Source organism: Thioalkalivibrio sp. ALE16 (assembly GCF_000381305.1).
In the GTDB taxonomy this organism is placed as follows: domain Bacteria; phylum Pseudomonadota; class Gammaproteobacteria; order Ectothiorhodospirales; family Ectothiorhodospiraceae; genus Thioalkalivibrio.
Genome location: NZ_KB906361.1, coordinates 1 through 20,044 on the forward strand (window position 1 = coordinate 1; position 20,044 = coordinate 20,044).

Sequence of the window (20,044 nt, forward strand, 5' to 3'; positions counted from 1 at the left end):
CCGCTGGAATCACTCGAAGCCCCTACTCTTGCGGTTGCATCCTGGGAACTAATCCCAAGCCCGGATGCGCGGGAACGTGCTTCATTCTGCATCGCTTCGAAGTAATCCTCACTGGATACTCCGCCACGCTCGATCCCATGCTTGGCCATTGCACCTTCGGCATCAAAACCATGGCGGTCGTCGGCTTGCGCGCTGACCGCTCCGAACGCCAATCCCAGAGCAATCACGCTGGACAGCACCGATTTCGCTTTCATCTTCATCGCATTACCCTCCGCAATAGCCTTCAAAGTGCCAGTAATTCTCACAGTCGAAGCACCCGTCATTTCTTTGGTCGTAGCTCACAACTACAGGCACCCCTCCCCAAGGACACATACCGTCCTCAAGAGTGGTAGACCAACCCGTCCAGAGGCTCACGCCCGGGGGATTCACCAACGGCTTGAGGTCGTCGCGGCTTCCATTACATTGACTGAAGACCGAATTCCCAGACGAGTAACACGTCTGCCCGTGAGTCGGCGAGTAAGCATACCAATTAACTCCCTGTGACCCCGGCCCATATATTGGGTTCCTGTTGCTATTCGCACTCCAAGCGCTCACATAACTGCCCCCTGGCGCACCAAAAACTGAGGCGTGATCCACTTTACAGCTCTGCGAACTTTCGTCCCACTCGAACCCCATATCCCGACATTCACGCTGAGGATATGCGCAGCTCAGGGATGACGCATCCCATTTTCCGTCATTGGCTTCGCAATCCGCGCGACGCGAGTCCCACCAGCCCTGTGTGCTGGCTTGCGTCACGTTCATACTGGAGTCCACAAAATCTGAGGACGACGCGGCAGCGGCATCCATCCCCTCACTCAACCGCTCTTCCACGCTTCGGCTGGTCGTTCGGGACTCGCTGACCTTATCGTCCAGGCGGTTCGGGTCCACCTGGCCGGTGATCCCCCGTTCCATCTTCATGGCCTCGGTGTTAAATCCATGCCGATCGTCGGCCTGAGTCGCTGTCAGACCAAACGCAACGACCATGGCCACAGACGTGGCGGCTACCAATACCTTTTTTCCATTCATTTCCTCTCTCCTGTTTACCTGCTTTCCCTGTTCGGCCTGGGCGACCCCATCACCCGCATTTCGTGAATACCACTGTCATCGAATTGCTCGTGTCCTGCCAGGGCCCAGTCGGCGGGAGGATCTGCGGATCGATCCGCCATTCCGAACCAAGATCGGTAACATTGACTCGCTGCCCGTGAATCGGCTCCCCGGATTCTCCCGCAATCGACTGAATCGAGGTGTACACCCCGGGGTCGATGCCGGCCGGGCACTGCGGTTTTTGAACCGTCATCCCAGTACCCGATAGAACGACCTGGTTGTAGATTCCCTGACTCACGAGCTTGTCGATATCCTCGATGTACATATCCCGTGCCAGCACGCGCTCATCCGCCACGACATTGTTACCGGCATACACGTTGTCGCCCGCCACGACGTCCGTGGTCGCGACTACATCATTGCCTGCAAACAGGTTCCCATCGGCGCGAATATTGAGTCCGGAATTGATGCTCTGCCCGACCTCAAGAGACCGCTGAATCACGGTATCGCCACCGATAAACGCATTGTTCCCCAGCACCATGTCGCCCGACGCATCGATCGAGTCGGCATTGACGAGACTGTTTCCGCCGGCCCGAATGTTCGCGTTCATCTCGTTCGACCCGTCCGTCCGCAGCCACATATCGTCAGAGGGACGGTTGCTGGCCACGACCATGGCGCGACCAAAGTCGGGGTCCGCCGGATCCTGCGTGCTCGCCGACGGATCGTTTGAATTCACCGGGACATTGGCGAGGAAATTCTGGAACAACCCGTTCGCCGGCTGCCCGCTGTGCGCAGAAGCCGTGTTGATCACCCGGTGGGCGAGAACTCCCCGGCGATCCGGCTGATTGCTCAATACGTCGAAATAGGCTCGGACTTCCCATCCATCTGTCCCGAAGTTATTGACCTCGATGTCATAATCCGTGCCAAAGATCGTGTCACTGTTTCCGTATCGAGCGATATGGCACGGGATGTACCCCTCCGACACATCGAGGTGCCCCCGGGCGGGGCCGCCACACGACTCGGGCCGGAAATGATCTAGGTCTACGGGGCCCGCCGTCGGCGTAACCACGCCCGCTTGGATATCCCCGATGTAACCGCGCAACCCGACAGAAAGCTGGGCCAACTCATTGCCCGCCGTTTTCGCTGACGAATCCGCAGTGCTCCGATCCATCATCTTGTGCGCCAGCGGAAGTGCGGCGACCGCGACGGACAACGCCAGCAACATACCGATGAGCGTGAAGCCTTCCTGCCTGGCCCGCGCTGCGCTTGAAATCGTTCCCTGTTTCATCCCTGACCCATTCCTTTAGATTGTCCTAACGAAAAAGGGCCCGGCACACCCACCTTTTCACGAGATGGAGTGTGTCGAGCCCTGCATGAACGCCCCGCTCCCTAAGCGGGTAGTGCAAGTACGATTAACTGCTTTATCGGCCTTGCGTAAAGGCGATGTCCACAAAATCCGCGCTGGAGCAAGCCTGACCCAGTGTGGCGACTTCCATGGTCTGACCCACGTCCTTTACAACCGAACCGCCAACCTCAACACGGGTGAACGAGCCCTCGGCAGCCTGCACGAATCCCGTACAATCATCGCGCGGAACATCCGGGTAGGTGAAGCGCACGGCATCGTTCGTGGTATTGATCGTCGCTTCATCGACCGCGATCGCGGTGTTCCACGGCGAAATAATGTCGGAGCCATTCACCATCGAGCGAGGCGGAACGTTGTTGTTGACCAGCGTTTCGGCGTCGATGTTGTTGAAGTTACCCTGGCTGCGATACAGCGCTCGGGTGTCCGCCACCATCAGATTCAGGGTTTCGGACGCCTCTTTCGCGACCGCCTTGCCCTGCACCTTGCTCACGGCCGCAAACACGGCAAAGAGAATACCGGCGCCGATCGCGAGCACGATCAAGACCTCGATCAGAGTGAAGCCCTTCGATTTGCGGGCGCGGGCGTTGAGGGTGGAGCGGGAGATGGACTGCTTCTTCATGGAATCACCTTTCCTTGGTTGAGGTACACATTAGTGGTCCGACCACGCCTATAACGTAGCCGATTCGGATGGGCGGATCAAATGCCCATCGACTGCTGCTCAACGGCATCCGAGATCGCGAAACTGGTCTCCCCTAGCGCGAAGATCGTGGCCAGGATGAACGCAGCCAAAAGCACCATGACCGCCACGGATGTAAGCGAGCTGATTCTGGAGACACTGCTCTCGAGGTCACTCATCGCGTCGTCCCCGATCGTCTTCATCGCTTCCGCAAAGTCCGGAAGATCGCCGTAAATCGCAAGACTATCACTCATTTCGTGACTGAGAAGCCCCGTCTCAAGCGCTTTTGACTCGGGCAATCCGCCCTTTAGCTTTGCCCCCATGAGCGAGAGATGCTGACGCAGCCAGGGCGTCGAATACTGGGACAGGCTCCGAATGCTGTTGGCCGCCGTCATACCCCCTCGAAGCATCGATGAGAGCGCAAGCAGGAAGAAAGCTCCCTGCATTGAGCGATAAAGCGTCCAAGGGAACGCCTTATCGGCGTAGTCCCTCAGGCTCTCCTTCTTCTCCCAGCGATTACCGCTGGATTTCTTCTTCTGGAACTCAGCACTCCCTTTCCAAATGGGAAATGAAATGACGAGGGCAATCGCTAAGGCAACCACCCCAAGGGCGGTCCACCCGCCCCAGTCCAGCATCCATTCACCAAATGCGAAGTACGCTTTCGCGAAATCCGGCATCTGTTCTTCTGGAAGCATGTCCTGGGCGCTGGGCACAATCGTTGCGGCGATGTAGTAGACCAACCCAAACAACGAGAGCAGAAGCACGACCGGCATTGTCAGTTTCGACACCGCCATTTTCGTCATCTTGTGTCGGAACTCGGTCAACTCCGCGGCCTCCTGGAGACCCGTCTGGAGGTCGTTCACCTTGTCGCTGGCCGCGATAATCGTCACTTCCGCGGGATCCGCCCACCCATCAAGCGCATCAGCAAGGCTCGCACCCTGCCCAACACGCTTAATCCAGTCATGCGTCATAAACTCGAGCGGGTTGCGACGCGCCTTATGCCTCGCGTTGAGCTTCTTGATCGATTCCGTTGGGGGGAAGCCGGCCGCCGTCATGGATGCCATCTTGCGATACAGGCTGGCCCGCTCTTTTGCGCCGAACTTGAGCTTGGCTCGCATCCTCTTGAGTCGATCCCCTAATGCCGCCGAAGACACATTCTTTCGTGCCCCCGGCTTCGATCCACCCCCCGCATTCGACGGCCGACTCGAGAATCGATCCGCCAGCGCCATTAGACGCTGGCCGTGCTCCATCATAGCTTCCTTCATCGCCCTTCCCTAGTCGTCAAGGTGGAACAGTTCGTCCAGCATCATGAATCGGTGCTCGATATCCCGAGGGTCGCATATCCCTTTTCGCATCTTGTAGATCGCATGCTCAAAGGCCGTTCGCCCTGTCATATCACCCGGTTCTTCGGATCGCTGGTCGCGCCAAGCCTTCCGGGCCTCGATGATGTCGCCCTGGCGAATGGCTCGCAGCATCGCGTTGTTCGGCAGGGCGACCTCCGCGCAGACCGTCTGACCGACAATTCCGACGCCATTGCACTCAGGGCAACCGTTTTGCTTGCTGAAGTAGATTCCATCGAGATCGTTATTCTGGATCTCGCTTAGCCGTCCGATCATGCTCTTTTGCTCGGGAGTCCCTGCGTTTTCGCGTGCCCATTCTTCTGCGGGGATCTTGCAGTGGTCACACAGCACGGGCATTAACTTCTGGTATGCGAGCCCCGATATCAAGCCGGGCTGCGACAGAGTCCCACCATCGATGTCGATCAGATTGAGGCGGTCAACAACCCCGCTCCACGCGTCGGCGTGAATGGTGGTCGCGACCTGATGCCCTGTCTGCGCGGCCTGGATGGCCAACTCCGCCGTCACGGTATCTCGAATCTCGCCAATCATTAGAACATCAGGGTCACTGCGCAGCGCGGCCTTGATCGCATCAACAAACGGCTTGTTTTCGCTCTTCCCATCGCCCGCTTTACTTTCATCACGAACAACCGGTGTTTGCGAAGCTCCTCGGATCCGATACTCCACGGGCTCCTCAATGGTCCGGATTTTTTGATCGGGTCGCTCCATCGCGATCCCTTCAATCGCATTTTGGAGCGTCGTCGACTTACCCGACCCCGTCGTACCCGCAATAATGAATACCCCAGACGATTTCCCCATCGCCCGGCGGATATCGCGCACATGCGACTCTGCGTAGCCCAGATCTTCATACGACTGGTGATCCGCCTCAACCCCAATCGGAAGGAGACGCAAGACCACGTTGAAGCCTTCCGGTGCCACCGGCATTGACGCATACCGGAAACGAACGCGCCCCTCTTCGTACGGTCGGTCAATAACCGCGTTCTGAAAGATCCGCTCATTAAATGAGTCCCGTGTCGATCCGGACTCCGTAAGCGTGTTGTACGCCGCAGAACAGATAGCTCGGGCTCGCTCGGGCGCCAGATCCTTGTAGTGCCGAAGTCGCCCATGCTGCCGCATCAGGATTTGGGCGGATTCCCGATCCGCCTCGATGTGGATATCCGACACCTTATTTGCAAGGGCATATCGCCCAATGTCATCAAAATCCTGTTGCTCATTCGAGACGTCTCCGCCGGATAGTAGCTCGTCGCTATTCTGCCGCTCGTAGAGCGCCTCAATGATCGCCGCTGTAGTCAACCTCGGCCTATTGTGCACCCGAGCACCCGGCAATGCTTTTCGCGCAGTGCCAATCAGATCCGCGAGATGAACCTTTGACCGGTCACGCACACGGCCAGTACACAAGACCCAAACTTCGAGTTCGATCGATTGGCTCTCGACCATCCTCGGGACATCCTGGACCTCGATGTCTTCCTTTTGAAAATCGCCCTTGATATGCGTGACATGCCCCACCACACAAGCGAAATCCTCGATGACCAGGGGCGCCTTAACGACCCCGCTGGAACCAGTGAGAATCCAATCGTAAGGCGGGAGATCCACCATGCGTGTAATCTCCGGCGCCTCAAACCGCTCCCGGTGGTTGTCCGAGGCGATCGCCCCCACACTGCTCGGCGGCGCGGGCTGCTCGGCGCCTTCAGTGTCGACCGCAGCGTCTTCCAGGATCTCGCCGACGGACTCCGCCGTCTCTTCGAATTCCAGGCTCATCCTTTACCTCCGGCGATTGGGATCGCCATTCCCATTGGGGCGCTTCAGGCCGATTTCGAATCGTCGGCCTTCCTTCTCGGCTACCACTCGGGTCAATTCGATTTCGGACACCATCCAATCGCCCGGGAGCATGTCCCCGTGAGAGATCGTCATACGACCCCCGCCATAGAAGACCTCCGCCGAAGGACGGCCGCGGTCACCAAACACGCTCACCAAGCGCATCTCGGCCAGTGCTCGCTCGTCATCGAGGATGGTGGAATCAAACGCACTGGCCACTCGGCCCGGTCGAGCTTGATTACGTGGCGCCCCGCCTCCTTGAGGCCCATTCATCAACGCCATGATCTCTTCCATTGAAGGCCCTCGTGGTTCAGGGCGTGCGGCCTCGTTAATCTTCTGTTGACGCTCCATATAGGCTTGGCGCTGCTCCCCAACCCGATTCCGAAGCTCCCACAACTCGCTTTCCTGCTGAAGGGCCCGGAGTTCATCCAGGTATTGCCGTTCGGATCGGGTCATGTCGACCGGGCTTTCAAGCTCGTCGTCCGCCGCGCGAGCGCGCGGGGGTGCTATCGGAATATCTGGACGAATGGGTGCTGCACCCACAACCGGTTCGCCCCCTCCCGTACCGGGGTCAACACTTACCCGGCCCGCGTCCGCCGCCGACCGCTCCGGACCGGGGCCCAGGTTTTCTTCTGCATCCCCCGCATCGCCATCGGGGCTAACCGAAGGGGTTGGGTCGATCTCACCTCGATCGCTCTGCCTCTCGGGTGATCCATCCGCTTCAATCGAACCCCCATCAGTCTCCATGTTCTGCATGAACGAAGGTACGTCGTCCGCCTGCGCAGACGCCCATGTCGCCGTGCCCAGGCACAACGCAACCACCGCGGCTGCGACCGGTTTGCGGATCCACTGAGTTTCCTTACTGTTTCGCCACATACTCCATCTCCACTCTCCATTGGGAGGAACTGCCACCGTCTTCCGGCGGGGCAAACGTCACTTTCTTTGCTCGAATATCGGTTTGGTCGAGGCTCCCCAAAAGCCGCTCTAGTTGAGCGAGCGTCTTACCGTTGGCGTGCAACGTCTCACTTTCAAGACGAACCATCCCCGCTGGCGCGACCGCCGGCCCAACCGAAGACGTCCCTCTCGATCTCTCGAAATCGATCCCGGGCGACCGGAATTGAGCAAGCTGCATGAAATCCCACCAGTCGGCACGGATCTCTCGCCCAACTGGCAACTGATTCAGGTCCGACTCACCTTGGAATACTCGCATTGGCACATCCCCGATCGAGACTTGCGCACTCAAGGAGTCCCCTCGAGAGGATCTCGACAAGGCTCCTTCCGGGAGCCCCGCTTCCTCTTCAAAGCCGCGGATTGGCCGGATGGACGAATACGGCACCCATGAAATCGTGCACGCTCCGGGCTCGCACGCAACACCTTCGAATTGCCAACCATTCGCGGACACGGCGTGCCGATCCATTGCCGTCTCAATGGCCTCTATCGCCCAACCACTATTCTCGGGGATTCGATCGTTGACGGACCGGAGGATGGCTTGAAGGTATTGCTCTCTTGCCTCGGCTTCTTCGCTCTGGGTCTGAACTTGTGGGGTCTCATCCACAAAAAACATATCCCACGCCATCCAGCCAACGCCGGCCATAAACGCCAGCGCAGCGACGCCGGTAACAGCCTGCCTCGCGGGCGACATCCCTTTTTCGAGCGCCTCTACCGCAACCGCATCCACGTCCGCGACAATGCTTTCAAGACCCTGAATACTCGCGCCCGCGAGTGCTCGACCCACCTCGTTTTTCGCTTGATCACCCAACCCCTCAAGGCCAGGGATATCCGCGCTTGAGACCAGGATCGCCTGATCGCCGAAAAGCTCGAGATGATCGTGCAGCGCTGACAGAATTTCGCGCCCGCTTCCTTCGATATCGGTGCCCGGGATAACGCCACCCTGGTGCGAAACCATCAGCCACCAGACACCATCCTCGATTTCGCCGACGATGATGTGCTCGGGGCAAGCCTTCGCGATTGTTCCCGCCAGCGTGCCGGCTTTTTTAGGGGGTGTACCCCGGTCTCGATAAAGGCCCACGAAATCCTCTTCAAGCGACTCGGAGGATTTCAGGTGAACAACTCCAGTAACCGGCGGGCCGCCGTCCTCTTCATAGCTTTGAACCTCGCGGGCGCCGACGGCCTTGCCAGCCGGCACACCATGCCACTCCAATTCGGTGAGATAGAGCTTCTTGTTGAGCTTGATCTGGCTCACGCATGCCCTCCTTGGCTTAGAAGCGATCTCGGATCGAGGTCACAGTGGGAGTGAGAACAATCACCAGACTTTCTTTGCGATTGTCCGCTGCCCGATTACCCCCGAGCGCCCACTGATCCGCATCGATCAAGCCCTGCCGCGAGAGGTTCGCATCAATCGACTCAAACCCCGCGAGAACCAATGCCTCCCCGCTTTGCAGCCAAGTGCGCTGGACGAAATCACGGGAGGACACCTCGGGGAGCTGAATCCGCTGACCCCCAGACTCAAACTCCTCGATGCGATCCAGTGTCGACAAGGTCAGCATCACCTGCATCAGGATGTCCCGGCCGTTGTCCTGCACGTGCGGAAGGAGCTGCATCGAAAAGCCGACATCGATCTCACCCGGAGTGAGCGTCGTACTCGACCCCACGTTTGCGGTATCGGTCTGACTCACGGATTCCAGATACGCAATCGTCTGGCCAATCCGAACGGGCGCCGGCTGGTTGTTCACCGTCTGAAGCGTGGTGGACGTGACACTGGACGTCTTACCGATTCGGGAAAGACTCTGGATAAAGCCCTCACTCCCCACGAACCGGCTCAGCGTACCCGCCCCCTCAGGAATCGAGAGACGCGCCGTTCCTGGGTTCAGATCACCTACACCTCCACCCGGGCTCGATACTTCCAATCCGATGTTGGGGGTATCGAACAGCGCCGACCAATTCACGCCACGTAGGTCTTCCTGCGAGGCCTCCACGCGGAACACCTGCACATCCACCGAGACCTGACGCTGGAAGGTCTCATTGAGGTTCTCGATATATTCCGCGACGCGGTCCACGACATCCGGAACGTCTCGGATCGTCACCGTTCCCGTGGTATCCGTTACCGAGAAAGCACCGCGGCTCGACGTCATTGTCTCAAGCGCCGCTTCCACCGACTCCCACACCGAACTGTCGCCCTCCAGTCGAAGGTTGCTTTCCGCACCCCCTGTCCTGGACTGCTCGCTCCTGGTTTCGATGTTGACGTCGTTACGGATACTCCCCGGCGTCATGGCGATTCGCATGGTCTTGGTGACATACCGATAGAACACGACCCGCTGCGCACCTTCGTCATAACGCCAGTTGGCCTGCAATGCATTGGCCGCCGCATCCAGCACGTCGCGTACCCGACCTTGATGAGACACAGCGACTTTGACGTCGTGCATCAACTCGCCACCTTCCGATCGAGCACCCGCCAGTTCATCCAGATCCACCACGGACACATCCCGCCCTGCGGAGTCTTCCCGACGCTGGTCGCGGATATTCCCGCTCCGGGCGCCTGAGTCGACCAGGTCATACTCGAATCCAACCTGCAACCCCGCGACCTGAGAGAGCTTCCCCATGACCTGCCCGATCGGGGTGGGATGCGGCTCATGGAAGGTCACCTGTCGCTCGAACAGACGCGGCAAGGTTTTCCGGATCGGAACCGGACGGGTATTCACGTAGGGGTTGCTCGACCCTTGAGGCTGACGGGTCGACTCGTGGGCACGCTCATTTCCTTTCATGCGCTCGGCCTCGAGCACCTGAATTTCAGAGTGAACGCGATCCACTTCCGCGTCGGCACGGTTGACGGTCTCGTTGGGCTCGCCGAAAGACGCACAGCCTGATACGACCAACGCCACAGCCCCCGCCACAATCGTCTGCTTCCAATGCATCATCTAAAACTCCTTTTTTCGATCAGCGGCGACGCAGAGACTGCGGTTCACCCGACATATCGGACGATTCAAAAACCACGACCCGGTTGGCTTCCGCGAACCGGGGGCTAACGCCCATCAATCCACCCTGATCCTGGTAGGCGCGAACAAGCCCCATGATTGCCGACTGCATATCGCCGCGCATCGGGATGTCGTCCTCGATGAAATAATCGTGATCAACGTTCCAACGCAGTGAGTTCCAGCCTTGCGCTTTCACGTAGCGCCGGAGGGACTCGCTCAGCATGGTCCCAGCGCGCAGGACATAAGCCGGCGACTCACAAACCGGATCACACCCGCTTTGAGCCGTCCGACCGGAAATTTCTGCGGCGAGTCGAGAGTCGCCGCGACGGACCACCTCGACCTCACCTTTCGAAGTGCGAAGGAAGAATTCTCGAGGCGATGAATCCAGCACCACGTAGGGTGGACTCTCCTTGAGCTGTACTCGGCTCCCCCCCACGATCGCGTAATGCGGCGTCACATCCCCAGGCATCTCGATGAACGTTTCGTACTCATCCGTGAAGACCTGAACCGGCTGGGCGTTTGGCGCGCCAAGGGTTTGGAAGTCGAATGAATACGGTGAATTCACCGATTCGTTGTCGATATAGGTTGTCCAGCTACCGGCAAAGACGGGCGCTGCTGCCATGAGCGCCAGTGTCGATACCACCAGAATTCCTTTCTTGCCTTTCATTAACTACTCCTGTCGCCCATTGTTTTCGAGCGCCTCCAGGCGCTGCATCAGTTCTGCCCTGCGCTTTTCCAATTCTGTTCGGTCCGGCTGCACACCCTCTGAGGCTTTAATCGCGTCGTTACACGCCCCTTCGGTCATCCACCCCGCCCGAATACAAATCGAGTCCCCCGCTGAATTTCGCGCGAACCAGATCGATTCGACACCTTCGGTCACTCGATACATTCCGTGCCTGCGGGTCTCTCTCGTTTGACCAGCCGCATCCTTGAGGTCGCGATATCCTGTTCCGTCAGCGGTGAGAAAATAGGTTCGGCTTCCATCGTCAAACACCTGACCATCGGAATTCCTTCCATCGAGCGATGCAACCTCATAATCGAAGTTAAACTCATCAGCCTCGACGATGATCGCCATTTCTGGGTTCTGCGCATGGAAATACCGCGCATCTCCGTCTCGGGGATCCTTGGTGCCCATCCCTGCGCACCCCGTCACTAGAAAGGTGATGGCCGTAATGCCGACTCCCATTTTCGGCATACCTATCATTCCATTGCCTCCCGATAACGCTCATATCGCGCCAGCACGAGTGGCACGAATTGCTGGGTTTCACTGAATGGCGGAATCCCTCCATGCCTTTGAACCGCACCCTCACCGGCGTTGTATCCGGCGATCGCATGCTCAATTTGATCGAAGGTATCCAGAAGGAAACGGAGATATTTCACTCCCCCTTCAATGCTTTGAACCGGATCAGTGCGATCTGTCACACCAAAACGTTCGGCGGTTGCAGGCATAAGCTGCATCAACCCAAGCGCACCCGCACTTGAAAGGGCTTCCGGCTGGAAAAAGCTCTCGGTGTGCATTACGGCCCGAACCAAGGCAGGGTCGACACCATAACGACGAGAGATGGACTCCACCTCACGCTGAAAAGCTGTCGTGTTGATCCGGCCGTTATACGGTTGGGTCGCCGAGGTTCGGTTCGGCGCGGGGTGGAAGGCCGCCTGGCGCGCTCTTGGGTTGCTCTGGGTCGTTTTCGAGGACGCAGCGCCTTGATCTATGACGACCGAACGGTGGGCTATATCCTCGCCTCGCTTGAAAAAATGCGCGAGGCGACGTCCTTTCTCGTCTGTTCCAACGAGGACCAGTGGACCATCATGGTTTCGACGAACACCCAGATCCAGAAGGGAGGTCCCCGCCTCGATCTCCACGGTGCCGCTTTGCGCGGCCGCCGCCGGCCCAGCCGCCAACATTGTTCCCGCTAGGATTAGCGGAGAGATTGCTCTCAACATCCCTGTTCGTCCTTTGTCATCCGGATCATCCCTATCCGGTTCTCCATGAGCCTACAACAACTTGAATTCGATTTACAGCACGATGTCCGAGTTCACCATGATATTCATCGTTTCCCCGGCCTTGATGGTAATCGTCGGCGGCCTCTGCTGATTGCGTTCCAGCGAGTCGCGTGCGACATCTCCCACGATTTCGGCCGCCTGGCTCGAACTCGTGGTCTCACCCCCGCCGCCACCAATCTGGGTCACTTGCGCGGGCTCGCTCTGTCGCTCGATGCCGTAGGTGATGGCGCCAATCAGGCCCGCTCGCCCCAGGCGGGACCAGAAGTGCGTATTCACACGGCCTGTCATGCCCGATTGCCCCTCTGCATCCGCACCCTGCATACCTCCCAAATCAATATCCCGTCCATCCGGGAGCATTGCTCTATGGAAGGCAAATACCAGCCGGTTTTGCCCTTGAATGACGTCCGAATTGTATTCACCCACAAACCGTGTCCCACGGGGAATCACAACCTCTGCGCCGTTCACTGAATCCAGCGTGTCGCGGGTCGAAATGGCTGTAATCATTCCCGGAAGATCCGAATTCACAGCCGTTTGCAAAACCACAGGAATCACCGATCCCTCCAGGACTACGGGGCGATCAAGGGGCCGATCCCGCACCACCCGCATATCCCCGGGATCACGGTCACGCTGACGGTTCAGCCATTGCTCATTCCGTGTCGGCCCGCCGGCCACATCCTCGCCAGGGGCTCGAGGGGCATCAACCCTTCCGAGCCCTTGCTCCATCATTTCCATTCCGCGATCCGCCCGCGAACGAAGGTCCGCAAGCATGCGGTCGTTCTGATCCCGCATCGCCTGGAATCCCGGGGGGGGTGACGAACGATCCGCTTCAGCGCCCCCTCTCGCTCTGCTGCCGCTACCCGTGATCGCCAAAATCTCCGATTGAGCGGCGCGTTCCTGGAGCGCGCGCTCACGATCGCTCATCTGGACCGACTGGTTCGACTCCGGATCCCCATTTTCAACGCGAATACGGGGCGCCCGATCATCACTTCTCTCTGGCTCCGGGGAGTCTTGAGCGGTTCGTTGAGCCTGCATCTCGGCTTCTCTCGCTCGGCGCCGCTCGAGCGCTTCTTGCTGGCGCCGCTCCAGCTCTTCCTCGAAACTCTGGGATTCGATTCCTCGATCCGCGAGCGCGTCCTGCTCCGCTTCTTGCCCGCCACCGCCACCACCACCTTCGGAGAAAATCATCCCCACGACCATGACCCCCGCGATACCCAGGATCACGAGCATGGCCAGGTTCTTCGGGGTCTTCCCCTTTACTTGTTCCTTTGGCGCCTCATCAACTCGTTCCTCGAATTCTTCCTCATCGAAAGAACCCTCCAGAAGTTCGTCGTTCCGCCCTTCGTTCCGGCTTCCTTTGCTCATTTGGCATCCCTGCTCGTGACGCACTGCATGCGTTTACCCGCGCTCAATCACCACTTCGTCGCGCCCAATCCTAAGCCGGGTCACCCGACTCACCTGGTGAACGACGATGTAGTTGCCGTCCACGCGGTAATTCGCAAGGGCCTGAGACGAATTACGCCCCTCGACAAACACCGCCGGAAGCTCGTCGAGATCATCCTCCAATCGAATCCACAGCGATTTCCCGTCATCGAACGCACTTTGGACAACACCCGAAGCCCCATTGATCTGGTAGCCGAAATTCAGCTCGGACGGATGGGGTGTTCGTGTTCCCCGCGCGCTCGTCTCAGCGTGCTCGCGCGCCGCCGTTGCCTCGGCCGCCTGTCGACTGCTCGAGGATCGACCTTCTCCTTGACGTCCAGATCGATTCGCCTCTCGGATGAGCCCACCAGACCCGTGCTCCCACGAAACCCGCTGATACCACTGCCCACTCGAAGGAACCGCCCGCAGGCTGATTTGATACGTTCTCTTGTCGGTAACGATCGTGCCTGCCGTGTACACCCCCGGCCGCACCGGCTTGACAAATATGTGGCCAGGAATGTCGTCCGTGATCCATTGCACCGTATCACCAATCGCGAGCGCCACCAGCTCTTCGTCCGGGGCGAGCGCGATATTCGTTGGGGAATTCGGCCGCGCGAGGATCTCGTAGGTGCGGTTCTCGTCGTACCGAAACTTCACCAGGCGCGTCTCCTGGGGGAACGTGTACGGCTCCGCGGACGCCACCGCTGTCGACACCAGCGGGGTTGCCGCGCCGCCTGCCAACCCGGACACGAGTGCAAACGCGACTGCGCCCGGAACCACCGCACGCCCTATGAATCCCTTCATCATTATCCCCCAATATCCCTTGTGAGGTTGAAGTTTGTTACCACTAGGCCAACCGGATTTTCGAGGATCTGCTCCTCGGTCTGCGGCCTAAACGTTTCGTAGTTCACGACGAGAGAATAATCTTCCCTCCCCGTCGCCCGATTCGGCGAACGTGTTTCCGTATAGAACTGTATCACAGCCGCACCGTCCGACAAAAAATTGATCGAACGGATCTGTGTATCAACCGTAACCTCCGGGCTATCTGTCGAGCGTCCGATTGGATCATAGCTATCCAGGTGCTCGCGAAACTGCGAAGACGCCGTTCCCCTTGTTTTGTTAAACGCTTTTGGAAGATTCTGGGACGTCACGCCTGGCCGGATCGTCATCATCTGATTGGTCCACTCAGCCAAAAAATAGCGAAGCTGAATCTCTGACGGAGTGAATTCAATCGCTCGCGCATTGGACACTTCTGTCCGGCCTATGTTATCCGTTTCGATGACATACGGCGTCACCTCCTTCAGCGGGGTGAGACTGGCAATCGAAAATGCCAGCAGACCCGCCACCGCGCACATCGCGAGAATCGCCACGAAATACCGGTTTCGTTCTACCTCCAACGCTCCGGCGTTCATGAATCGGGCCTTTATGGCCTTCGCATCCAGAGCCACCGAAGGTGCCCCTTCCGGCGCTTCGTCTTTGTTCTTTTTTCCCTTCGCGACCCGCTCATCCTGGGCCTTTCGACCGAACATCCCTTTCATTTTTCAATCCTTTGCCAGAGTTCCCTCATTAACGGTTCTTCCCGACTGCACGTGCAACGGCTGCGGCGCCCCTTGATCCGGCGGCCGCTACCGCCGGTGCAGCTCTAGCGCCACCCTTCGCCGCCATACCTGCGCCTGCGGATGTTGCCATGCCAAATCCTCTGCCCATCATCAGCATTTCCGCAAGCAGCGGGGCCTTCAGCAGCATGATGCCGCCCACGGCCGCCGTCAAAATCAGCGGAAGAATCGTCATCAGCGTGAAGGCTCCGTTGAGCTGGTTGATACCGGTCAAATTCTCTTCAGGATCCTCACATCTTGTATACCCTCCGCCACCCCGATTCGGCATCTCAGGACCCACCTCACACTCGGGCTCTGGACCCGGCGCAAACTGATCGAATGAATCCATGTTGGCGGTCACGGACAGCAGCAACCCACCAAACACCGACAAAATAATGGTGAGCACTATTTTCATTAGACCTACAAGAATTGCCATCCTAACCCAGCCATCCCCCAAGAATGACAGGTAAGGGACCATTAGCGTCATTAACATAATCGGGCCAATCGCAATGACCACCGTTTGCATAAAGGTGACCAGGATCAGCATGAACGCATAAATCAGCAGATACGCCACCGAAGCCAAAATGGCGATGGCATGTATGACGTGGATCTTAATAATCACCCACAAACCCTGAATGGCCGCCGAAGGCTTCTCTCTCCACGACCGGTCAGCGATTTCAGAGTTAATTATATCCTCGGCTGTCCGGACCGATTTGCCCATCATATCCATGAAGTGGCCGAGCCCTCGAATCGCATTCGACCCGGGTAAATCCGAATCGATTTCCGCAACGTTGGCACTCCCCGCCTGTGCTTGTGATAGTCCTGCTTGAGTGGCTATCGCGCTGACCGTCTCCTGCTCAACGGTGGAACTTAACCGGTCAAACCCGTTGTAAAAGTATTCGACCAGTTCACCGTAATTCCCCACTATCCAATAGAAGATCGACCATAGAATAATCATTTTGACGAGATTGAATACATAGTCCGACGCATCCATGGAGCTTGAAAGCGCCATTCGGATCCCGAACCACACGATAATGATCACGATCAGGAAATCCATGATCGTAAGCGCGACCGCCGACAGGTTCTGCCCAGCCTCGGTTGCGAGGATCGTCAAGCCCATAACAGGCCCAACAACCGCATCAAGGCCGTCGTTAATCAGTTGTCCTACCGGGGCCGCCATTCCATCTCGCCTCTTCCGTCGTTATCGGTTCCCGAACTCTTAGAAGTTCGGTTCAATGCCAATCGAACGGTAGAACTCTCGACTTTCTTCTATCGAACGGCGACGCTCGAATTCACTGCGCATCGCGTCCTGCCGCGCATTGCGTCGGACGCTTTCTGCGTCCGTCGATGCGCTTCTCTCCTCCTCCGCGGACATGACTTGCTGGGCCGATGCAAGCTCGACCAACTGCGCATTCTGGTCCTGCAACATCGCCATCTGCGTCGAAAGCTGCGTCAAACCTTCGACCTCTCCCGCGAAGCCAGCCGCCGCCTTGTTTTGATGGCGCTGGATCACATCGTATTGATTCTCTACTCGCGAGCCAATCTGCCGAGCCCGCTCGAACTGGCTTACCACCAGACCGTCACGCCGCTCTGCCCTCTCTCGTCTCGATTCATAATAAGCTGGCCAATCGTCATGCTGACTCACCGAAAGATCCCTGTGGAGGTCATCCATAAAGTCTCTCGCACCATCCAAATCACCCACAAGCCTATCTACGGATCGCATGTAATCCTGATACTCCTGCATCGTGAGCCCCGTATCCCCCAACAAATCTCCCGGATTGCTGAGCTGCTGAAACTGATTGTAGTAACGCTGCAAGTCCAATGAATACTGCTGGGCCGTCTGATAAGCTGTCACCAAGTTTTCGGCGTGATTCGTTGGGTCGTAAACGATCCCCGCTGCGCCCGACGCCTGAGCACCCGAAGTGGCTACCACGGCGGACACAATCAAACCCGTCAGGGCCGTCCATTTCACTTTACGCGTCGTCTTGCATCCGATCATGATAGATCTCCTTCCATTGTTCCGGGTGTGAGCTTTTGGCCATATCAAACACCTTCTGCGCTTTCCCGTCCGATCGAAGATAGGCCAGCACGCGGGGCGGGAATTTCGCTTCCACCATGCGTGCTTTGGTGTTATCCACGATGTAATACTGCTTCTTCGGGATCGCGGTTCGAATGCGTTCAATCTGTGCGTCAGATAAACCGAATCGGCTTTTGTACAACTCCTTCGATGCGCGAGCATTCGGATTTGCCAAAAAGATCCGATTGGGAATGTTGTCCACCATCGATACGAATGAGCTAGATTTGGCCAGTTCCTCAAGGGATTGCGTGGCCATGATGAGCGTGGCGTTCTTTTTCGCTAGGGTTCGGAGCCAGTCATTGACCTTCGCCGCAAAACGCTCGTCCTCCAGCATGAACCAGGCCTCCTCGATATAGATCATAGTCGGACGTCCATCGAGGCGCTGATGGATACGATAGAACGCGTAATCCAGGAACGCCCTTGCCGCCCGAGGATCTTCAAACAGTTGCCCCATTTCCATCGCAGTCCAGTTGGAGAAGCTGAGCGCATCTTCGTCGTTGTCGAAATAGGAGGCCTTTGCTCCCCCCTCAATCCAGGGTGCCAACTGGTCACCGAGGTGCTGAGGAAGATGCCATGCAAAACTGGAAAGTTTTACGGTTTCACCACTGCTCTTGAGCTGCATAACCTCCTTGGCAGCTTGGTAGATCGCTTTCTCGTCAGCCGTGGTGATCTTGTGTTCACGCGACTCAATTAGTGTTTCCACCCACCGCGTAAACCAGTTCAGATCTTCCTCTGAATCCAGCTTGGAGAGGGGGTTCATAGGCGCGTCTTCTTTCGCCAGCCAGAGATACTTTCCGTCGTGTAGATAGGTTGGAATTCGGCAGGTTAAATCTTTGTCGAATATAAATACCTGAGAAGGGGCATACCGATTCCACTGGCTGGCGAGGAACATCATAAATACGGACTTACCCATTCGGCTGGGTCCCACCACAAAGCCATGAGGCAAGTCACTCTCGTGGAAGCTAAAGAAATACGGGCTCTTGTACTCCGTTTCGAGCGACGTCAACGCCCCCGTTTCCTGTCCGCGCTGCTGCGTTAGATATTCGTTTACCTTCGACCCGGTGCGAACGGAACGGATTGGCACCGAGTCCGCGTAATTCTTGCCCGACACAAACATCCAGCGAACGGGTTCTTTGACCTGCCCTGGAATATGCCCTGTCCAGGCCGAAAGAAGATGAATCGTCTCGCGCATGAGAATGAATTCGTTCTCATGCAGTAGCTTCATTGTGTTGTTGTAGTCCTTCTCAAGCTGCTTCGGGGTCTTTGCATAGACGGTGAGCGTGGCAAGCATGTAGCCAGCACTCCCGCCAAGACCCAAGTCGGTTAAGGCATTATCCGCCTCTTCGTACTGCATGATGCGGGTGTTGTCGATCGTCGCCGTATCACCTTGAGAGAATGCCTCCTTCATATACCCCATGATAGACTTGGCAAAGTTGGCATTGTGCCGGCGTACATCCTCGATGTAGGACTTCGCCTCCTCTTTGTCGAGAACCTTGAACGCGATCGTGAAATCCAGTTCGGCGTCCGCTTTCTGAATCGGGTCAAAAACGCCCGGGACCGAGTGATGCGGCCACGCCTTGATACTTGCAGTCGTCGCCACCCTCGGGTTCTGTCCACTGAATTGCAGATGACGGGGGTGGACGGTCAGGGAGTCCTCGCCCAAATACGAATCGAGATACGTCGATGTCGGGTCGGGCGCAACGGTGGCTTGCTGAGAACCTGGAGAAATGGTCCGGTGCATAAACCCCAACAGCTCTTTCCCTTCCAGCCGACGCATTTTGATCCCCGGGAGCGCCGCCGTGAACTGATCCAGAGTGCTCTCAATCGCTTTGACCCAGGTCACGACCTCTTCTGCCTCGAACACGAGCCGGTCGCGCGACTGAAGAGAGATCGATGCTGCCCGCATCAGCGCTTTAATCGATGAAAGGCCATCCGACAGGGCTTTCGCATAGAGATCGAAAAACCGCGTCGATCCCTTAGCATTCTCGAATCGAATCGCCACGTAGTGCCGGTGATAGTAGGAGCGGGTCTGTTTCAGGCTCTCCACCCAGGCCTGGTCGACATACTCCGACGCAGGATTATCGAAAGAAGCAATACCGGGATCCGGGTCCAACACTCGGCGCTGCGTCGTCCACCAAAGGCTTGTGCCTTTTTCAAACACTCCAAGGGCCGCCTCGATTCGTTCCACCGAGGTATTCACCTCTAGGGCGTCTACGCCTTCTCGGTCAAACCCTTCATGCTCAAACGCCACAAGAATGGATCCATCCTTCTGGATCACGCAGCCATCGGTCACCATCGACATCCACGGAATAAACTCAGAAAGTGGTCGATGACTCGCCTGATACGCTTCGTCTGGGCGTTTCTTCGAAACACTTAGCATAGCATCCCCCTGCCCCAGCCCTTGGGACGCTTGGCTTGCTTCTGGTTGATTCTGGGCCAGGGCTCATATCGGTCGCTCTGGCGCGCATACGCCAGATAGACCTTCCGAACATCCTTGTCCTTGGAGTAGATATGCCGAAGGAATTTGTGAATCAGCCAAGCGAGAGCCAACCACCAATACCAGTACAGACCCATCACCGCCGCGGCCGTAATGGTTAGGTTGGCGATCACCATATTCGCTTCAACACCCGCGATTCGCTTTCCCTCGATGAGCGATGGGCGCACCGGGGTTTTACGTAACCCCTCGGGTGTGAAGAATTCATGATTCTCGTCTTCCATGACGTTC

Annotated in this window: 19 protein-coding genes; 1 reads left to right on the forward strand and 18 read right to left on the reverse strand. The window is 57.5% G+C overall.

From position 1 onward, the window contains the following. A partial coding sequence (locus tag F627_RS16920) for a hypothetical protein (protein ID WP_155987104.1) occupies positions 1–260 on the reverse strand: 260 nt, incomplete at its 3' end. 715 nt (positions 261–975) lie between these two features. On the opposite strand from F627_RS16920, the gene F627_RS17135 reads away from it, so the two are divergent. Further along, on the forward strand, positions 976–1,131 hold the full coding sequence (locus F627_RS17135) for a hypothetical protein (RefSeq protein WP_196801159.1): 156 nt from the start codon (positions 976–978) through the stop codon (positions 1,129–1,131). On the opposite strand, the gene F627_RS0107880 is transcribed toward F627_RS17135, so the two are convergent. The 17 genes from F627_RS0107880 to F627_RS0107960 form a co-directional block, all read right to left on the reverse strand. Next, on the reverse strand, positions 1,115–2,368 hold the full coding sequence (locus F627_RS0107880) for a hypothetical protein (RefSeq protein WP_019583724.1): 1,254 nt from the start codon (positions 2,366–2,368) through the stop codon (positions 1,115–1,117). The genes F627_RS17135 and F627_RS0107880 overlap by 17 nt on opposite strands. 133 nt (positions 2,369–2,501) lie before the next feature. Beyond that, positions 2,502–3,062, reverse strand: coding sequence for a type 4 pilus major pilin (locus tag F627_RS0107885; protein ID WP_019583725.1), 561 nt, complete (start codon positions 3,060–3,062; stop codon positions 2,502–2,504). A gap of 77 nt (positions 3,063–3,139) precedes the next feature. Next, entirely contained in the window at positions 3,140–4,237 is a 1,098-nt protein-coding gene (locus tag F627_RS0107890; RefSeq protein ID WP_019583726.1) for a type II secretion system F family protein, read from the reverse strand. Positions 4,238–4,393: 156 nt separating this feature from the next. Next, complete coding sequence (locus F627_RS0107895) at positions 4,394–6,235, reverse strand: GspE/PulE family protein (protein WP_019583727.1); 1,842 nt, start codon at positions 6,233–6,235, stop codon at positions 4,394–4,396. 3 nt (positions 6,236–6,238) lie between these two features. Continuing rightward, complete coding sequence (pilP, locus tag F627_RS16925) at positions 6,239–7,168, reverse strand: type IV pilus biogenesis protein PilP (RefSeq protein ID WP_155987105.1); 930 nt, start codon at positions 7,166–7,168, stop codon at positions 6,239–6,241. Then, positions 7,152–8,495: a type 4b pilus protein PilO2 gene (locus tag F627_RS0107910; RefSeq protein ID WP_019583730.1), complete on the reverse strand. Its 1,344-nt coding sequence runs from the start codon at positions 8,493–8,495 to the stop codon at positions 7,152–7,154. Before F627_RS0107910 ends, pilP begins: the two co-directional genes overlap by 17 nt. A 16-nt stretch (positions 8,496–8,511) precedes the next feature. Continuing rightward, a complete protein-coding gene (locus F627_RS0107915) occupies positions 8,512–10,167 on the reverse strand; it encodes a hypothetical protein (protein WP_019583731.1) in 1,656 nt (551 codons plus the stop codon). Positions 10,168–10,186: 19 nt separating this feature from the next. Beyond that, complete coding sequence (locus F627_RS0107920; RefSeq protein WP_019583732.1) at positions 10,187–10,891, reverse strand: TcpQ domain-containing protein; 705 nt, start codon at positions 10,889–10,891, stop codon at positions 10,187–10,189. 3 nt (positions 10,892–10,894) lie between these two features. Next, the gene (locus F627_RS0107925; protein WP_155987106.1) at positions 10,895–11,428 is read right to left on the reverse strand and encodes a hypothetical protein; all 534 of its coding nucleotides are present in this window, start codon (positions 11,426–11,428) and stop codon (positions 10,895–10,897) included. Continuing rightward, a complete protein-coding gene (locus F627_RS16390) occupies positions 11,425–12,168 on the reverse strand; it encodes a lytic transglycosylase domain-containing protein (RefSeq protein WP_081630732.1) in 744 nt (247 codons plus the stop codon). Before F627_RS16390 ends, F627_RS0107925 begins: the two co-directional genes overlap by 4 nt. 72 nt (positions 12,169–12,240) lie before the next feature. After that, positions 12,241–13,590, reverse strand: coding sequence for a TrbI/VirB10 family protein (locus tag F627_RS0107930; protein ID WP_019583734.1), 1,350 nt, complete (start codon positions 13,588–13,590; stop codon positions 12,241–12,243). 33 nt (positions 13,591–13,623) lie between these two features. Continuing rightward, a complete protein-coding gene (locus F627_RS0107935; protein WP_019583735.1) occupies positions 13,624–14,454 on the reverse strand; it encodes a TrbG/VirB9 family P-type conjugative transfer protein in 831 nt (276 codons plus the stop codon). Then, positions 14,454–15,185 (reverse strand): type IV secretion system protein, encoded by a 732-nt coding sequence (locus F627_RS0107940; RefSeq protein ID WP_019583736.1) that lies wholly within the window; start codon positions 15,183–15,185, stop codon positions 14,454–14,456. Before F627_RS0107940 ends, F627_RS0107935 begins: the two co-directional genes overlap by 1 nt. A 28-nt stretch (positions 15,186–15,213) precedes the next feature. Beyond that, entirely contained in the window at positions 15,214–16,422 is a 1,209-nt protein-coding gene (locus F627_RS0107945; protein WP_019583737.1) for a type IV secretion system protein, read from the reverse strand. A 39-nt stretch (positions 16,423–16,461) separates the two neighbouring features. Beyond that, complete coding sequence (locus F627_RS0107950; RefSeq protein ID WP_019583738.1) at positions 16,462–17,241, reverse strand: hypothetical protein; 780 nt, start codon at positions 17,239–17,241, stop codon at positions 16,462–16,464. Next, a complete protein-coding gene (locus tag F627_RS0107955; RefSeq protein WP_026332061.1) occupies positions 17,216–19,699 on the reverse strand; it encodes a VirB4 family type IV secretion system protein in 2,484 nt (827 codons plus the stop codon). Before F627_RS0107955 ends, F627_RS0107950 begins: the two co-directional genes overlap by 26 nt. Continuing rightward, positions 19,693–20,037: a VirB3 family type IV secretion system protein gene (locus F627_RS0107960; RefSeq protein WP_019583740.1), complete on the reverse strand. Its 345-nt coding sequence runs from the start codon at positions 20,035–20,037 to the stop codon at positions 19,693–19,695. The genes F627_RS0107955 and F627_RS0107960 overlap by 7 nt, the downstream gene beginning before the upstream one ends. Positions 20,038–20,044: the final 7 nt, after the last annotated feature.

Excerpts from the sequence above, each read along its gene's own strand:
- F627_RS17135 (WP_196801159.1), top strand. The coding sequence starts at position 976 with ATGCCGATCGTCGGCCTGAGTCGCTGTCAGACCAAACGCAACGACCAT.
- F627_RS0107880 (WP_019583724.1), bottom strand. The coding sequence starts at position 2,368 with ATGAAACAGGGAACGATTTCAAGCGCAGCGCGGGCCAGGCAGGAAGGC.
- F627_RS0107885 (WP_019583725.1), bottom strand. The coding sequence starts at position 3,062 with ATGAAGAAGCAGTCCATCTCCCGCTCCACCCTCAACGCCCGCGCCCGC.
- F627_RS0107890 (WP_019583726.1), bottom strand. The coding sequence starts at position 4,237 with ATGCGAGCCAAGCTCAAGTTCGGCGCAAAAGAGCGGGCCAGCCTGTAT.
- F627_RS0107895 (WP_019583727.1), bottom strand. The coding sequence starts at position 6,235 with ATGAGCCTGGAATTCGAAGAGACGGCGGAGTCCGTCGGCGAGATCCTG.
- pilP (WP_155987105.1), bottom strand. The coding sequence starts at position 7,168 with ATGTGGCGAAACAGTAAGGAAACTCAGTGGATCCGCAAACCGGTCGCA.
- F627_RS0107915 (WP_019583731.1), bottom strand. The coding sequence starts at position 10,167 with ATGATGCATTGGAAGCAGACGATTGTGGCGGGGGCTGTGGCGTTGGTC.
- F627_RS0107920 (WP_019583732.1), bottom strand. The coding sequence starts at position 10,891 with ATGAAAGGCAAGAAAGGAATTCTGGTGGTATCGACACTGGCGCTCATG.
- F627_RS0107925 (WP_155987106.1), bottom strand. The coding sequence starts at position 11,428 with ATGATAGGTATGCCGAAAATGGGAGTCGGCATTACGGCCATCACCTTT.
- F627_RS16390 (WP_081630732.1), bottom strand. The coding sequence starts at position 12,168 with ATGTTGAGAGCAATCTCTCCGCTAATCCTAGCGGGAACAATGTTGGCG.
- F627_RS0107930 (WP_019583734.1), bottom strand. The coding sequence starts at position 13,590 with ATGAGCAAAGGAAGCCGGAACGAAGGGCGGAACGACGAACTTCTGGAG.
- F627_RS0107935 (WP_019583735.1), bottom strand. The coding sequence starts at position 14,454 with ATGATGAAGGGATTCATAGGGCGTGCGGTGGTTCCGGGCGCAGTCGCG.
- F627_RS0107940 (WP_019583736.1), bottom strand. The coding sequence starts at position 15,185 with ATGAAAGGGATGTTCGGTCGAAAGGCCCAGGATGAGCGGGTCGCGAAG.
- F627_RS0107945 (WP_019583737.1), bottom strand. The coding sequence starts at position 16,422 with ATGGCGGCCCCGGTAGGACAACTGATTAACGACGGCCTTGATGCGGTT.
- F627_RS0107950 (WP_019583738.1), bottom strand. The coding sequence starts at position 17,241 with ATGATCGGATGCAAGACGACGCGTAAAGTGAAATGGACGGCCCTGACG.
- F627_RS0107955 (WP_026332061.1), bottom strand. The coding sequence starts at position 19,699 with ATGCTAAGTGTTTCGAAGAAACGCCCAGACGAAGCGTATCAGGCGAGT.
- F627_RS0107960 (WP_019583740.1), bottom strand. The coding sequence starts at position 20,037 with ATGGAAGACGAGAATCATGAATTCTTCACACCCGAGGGGTTACGTAAA.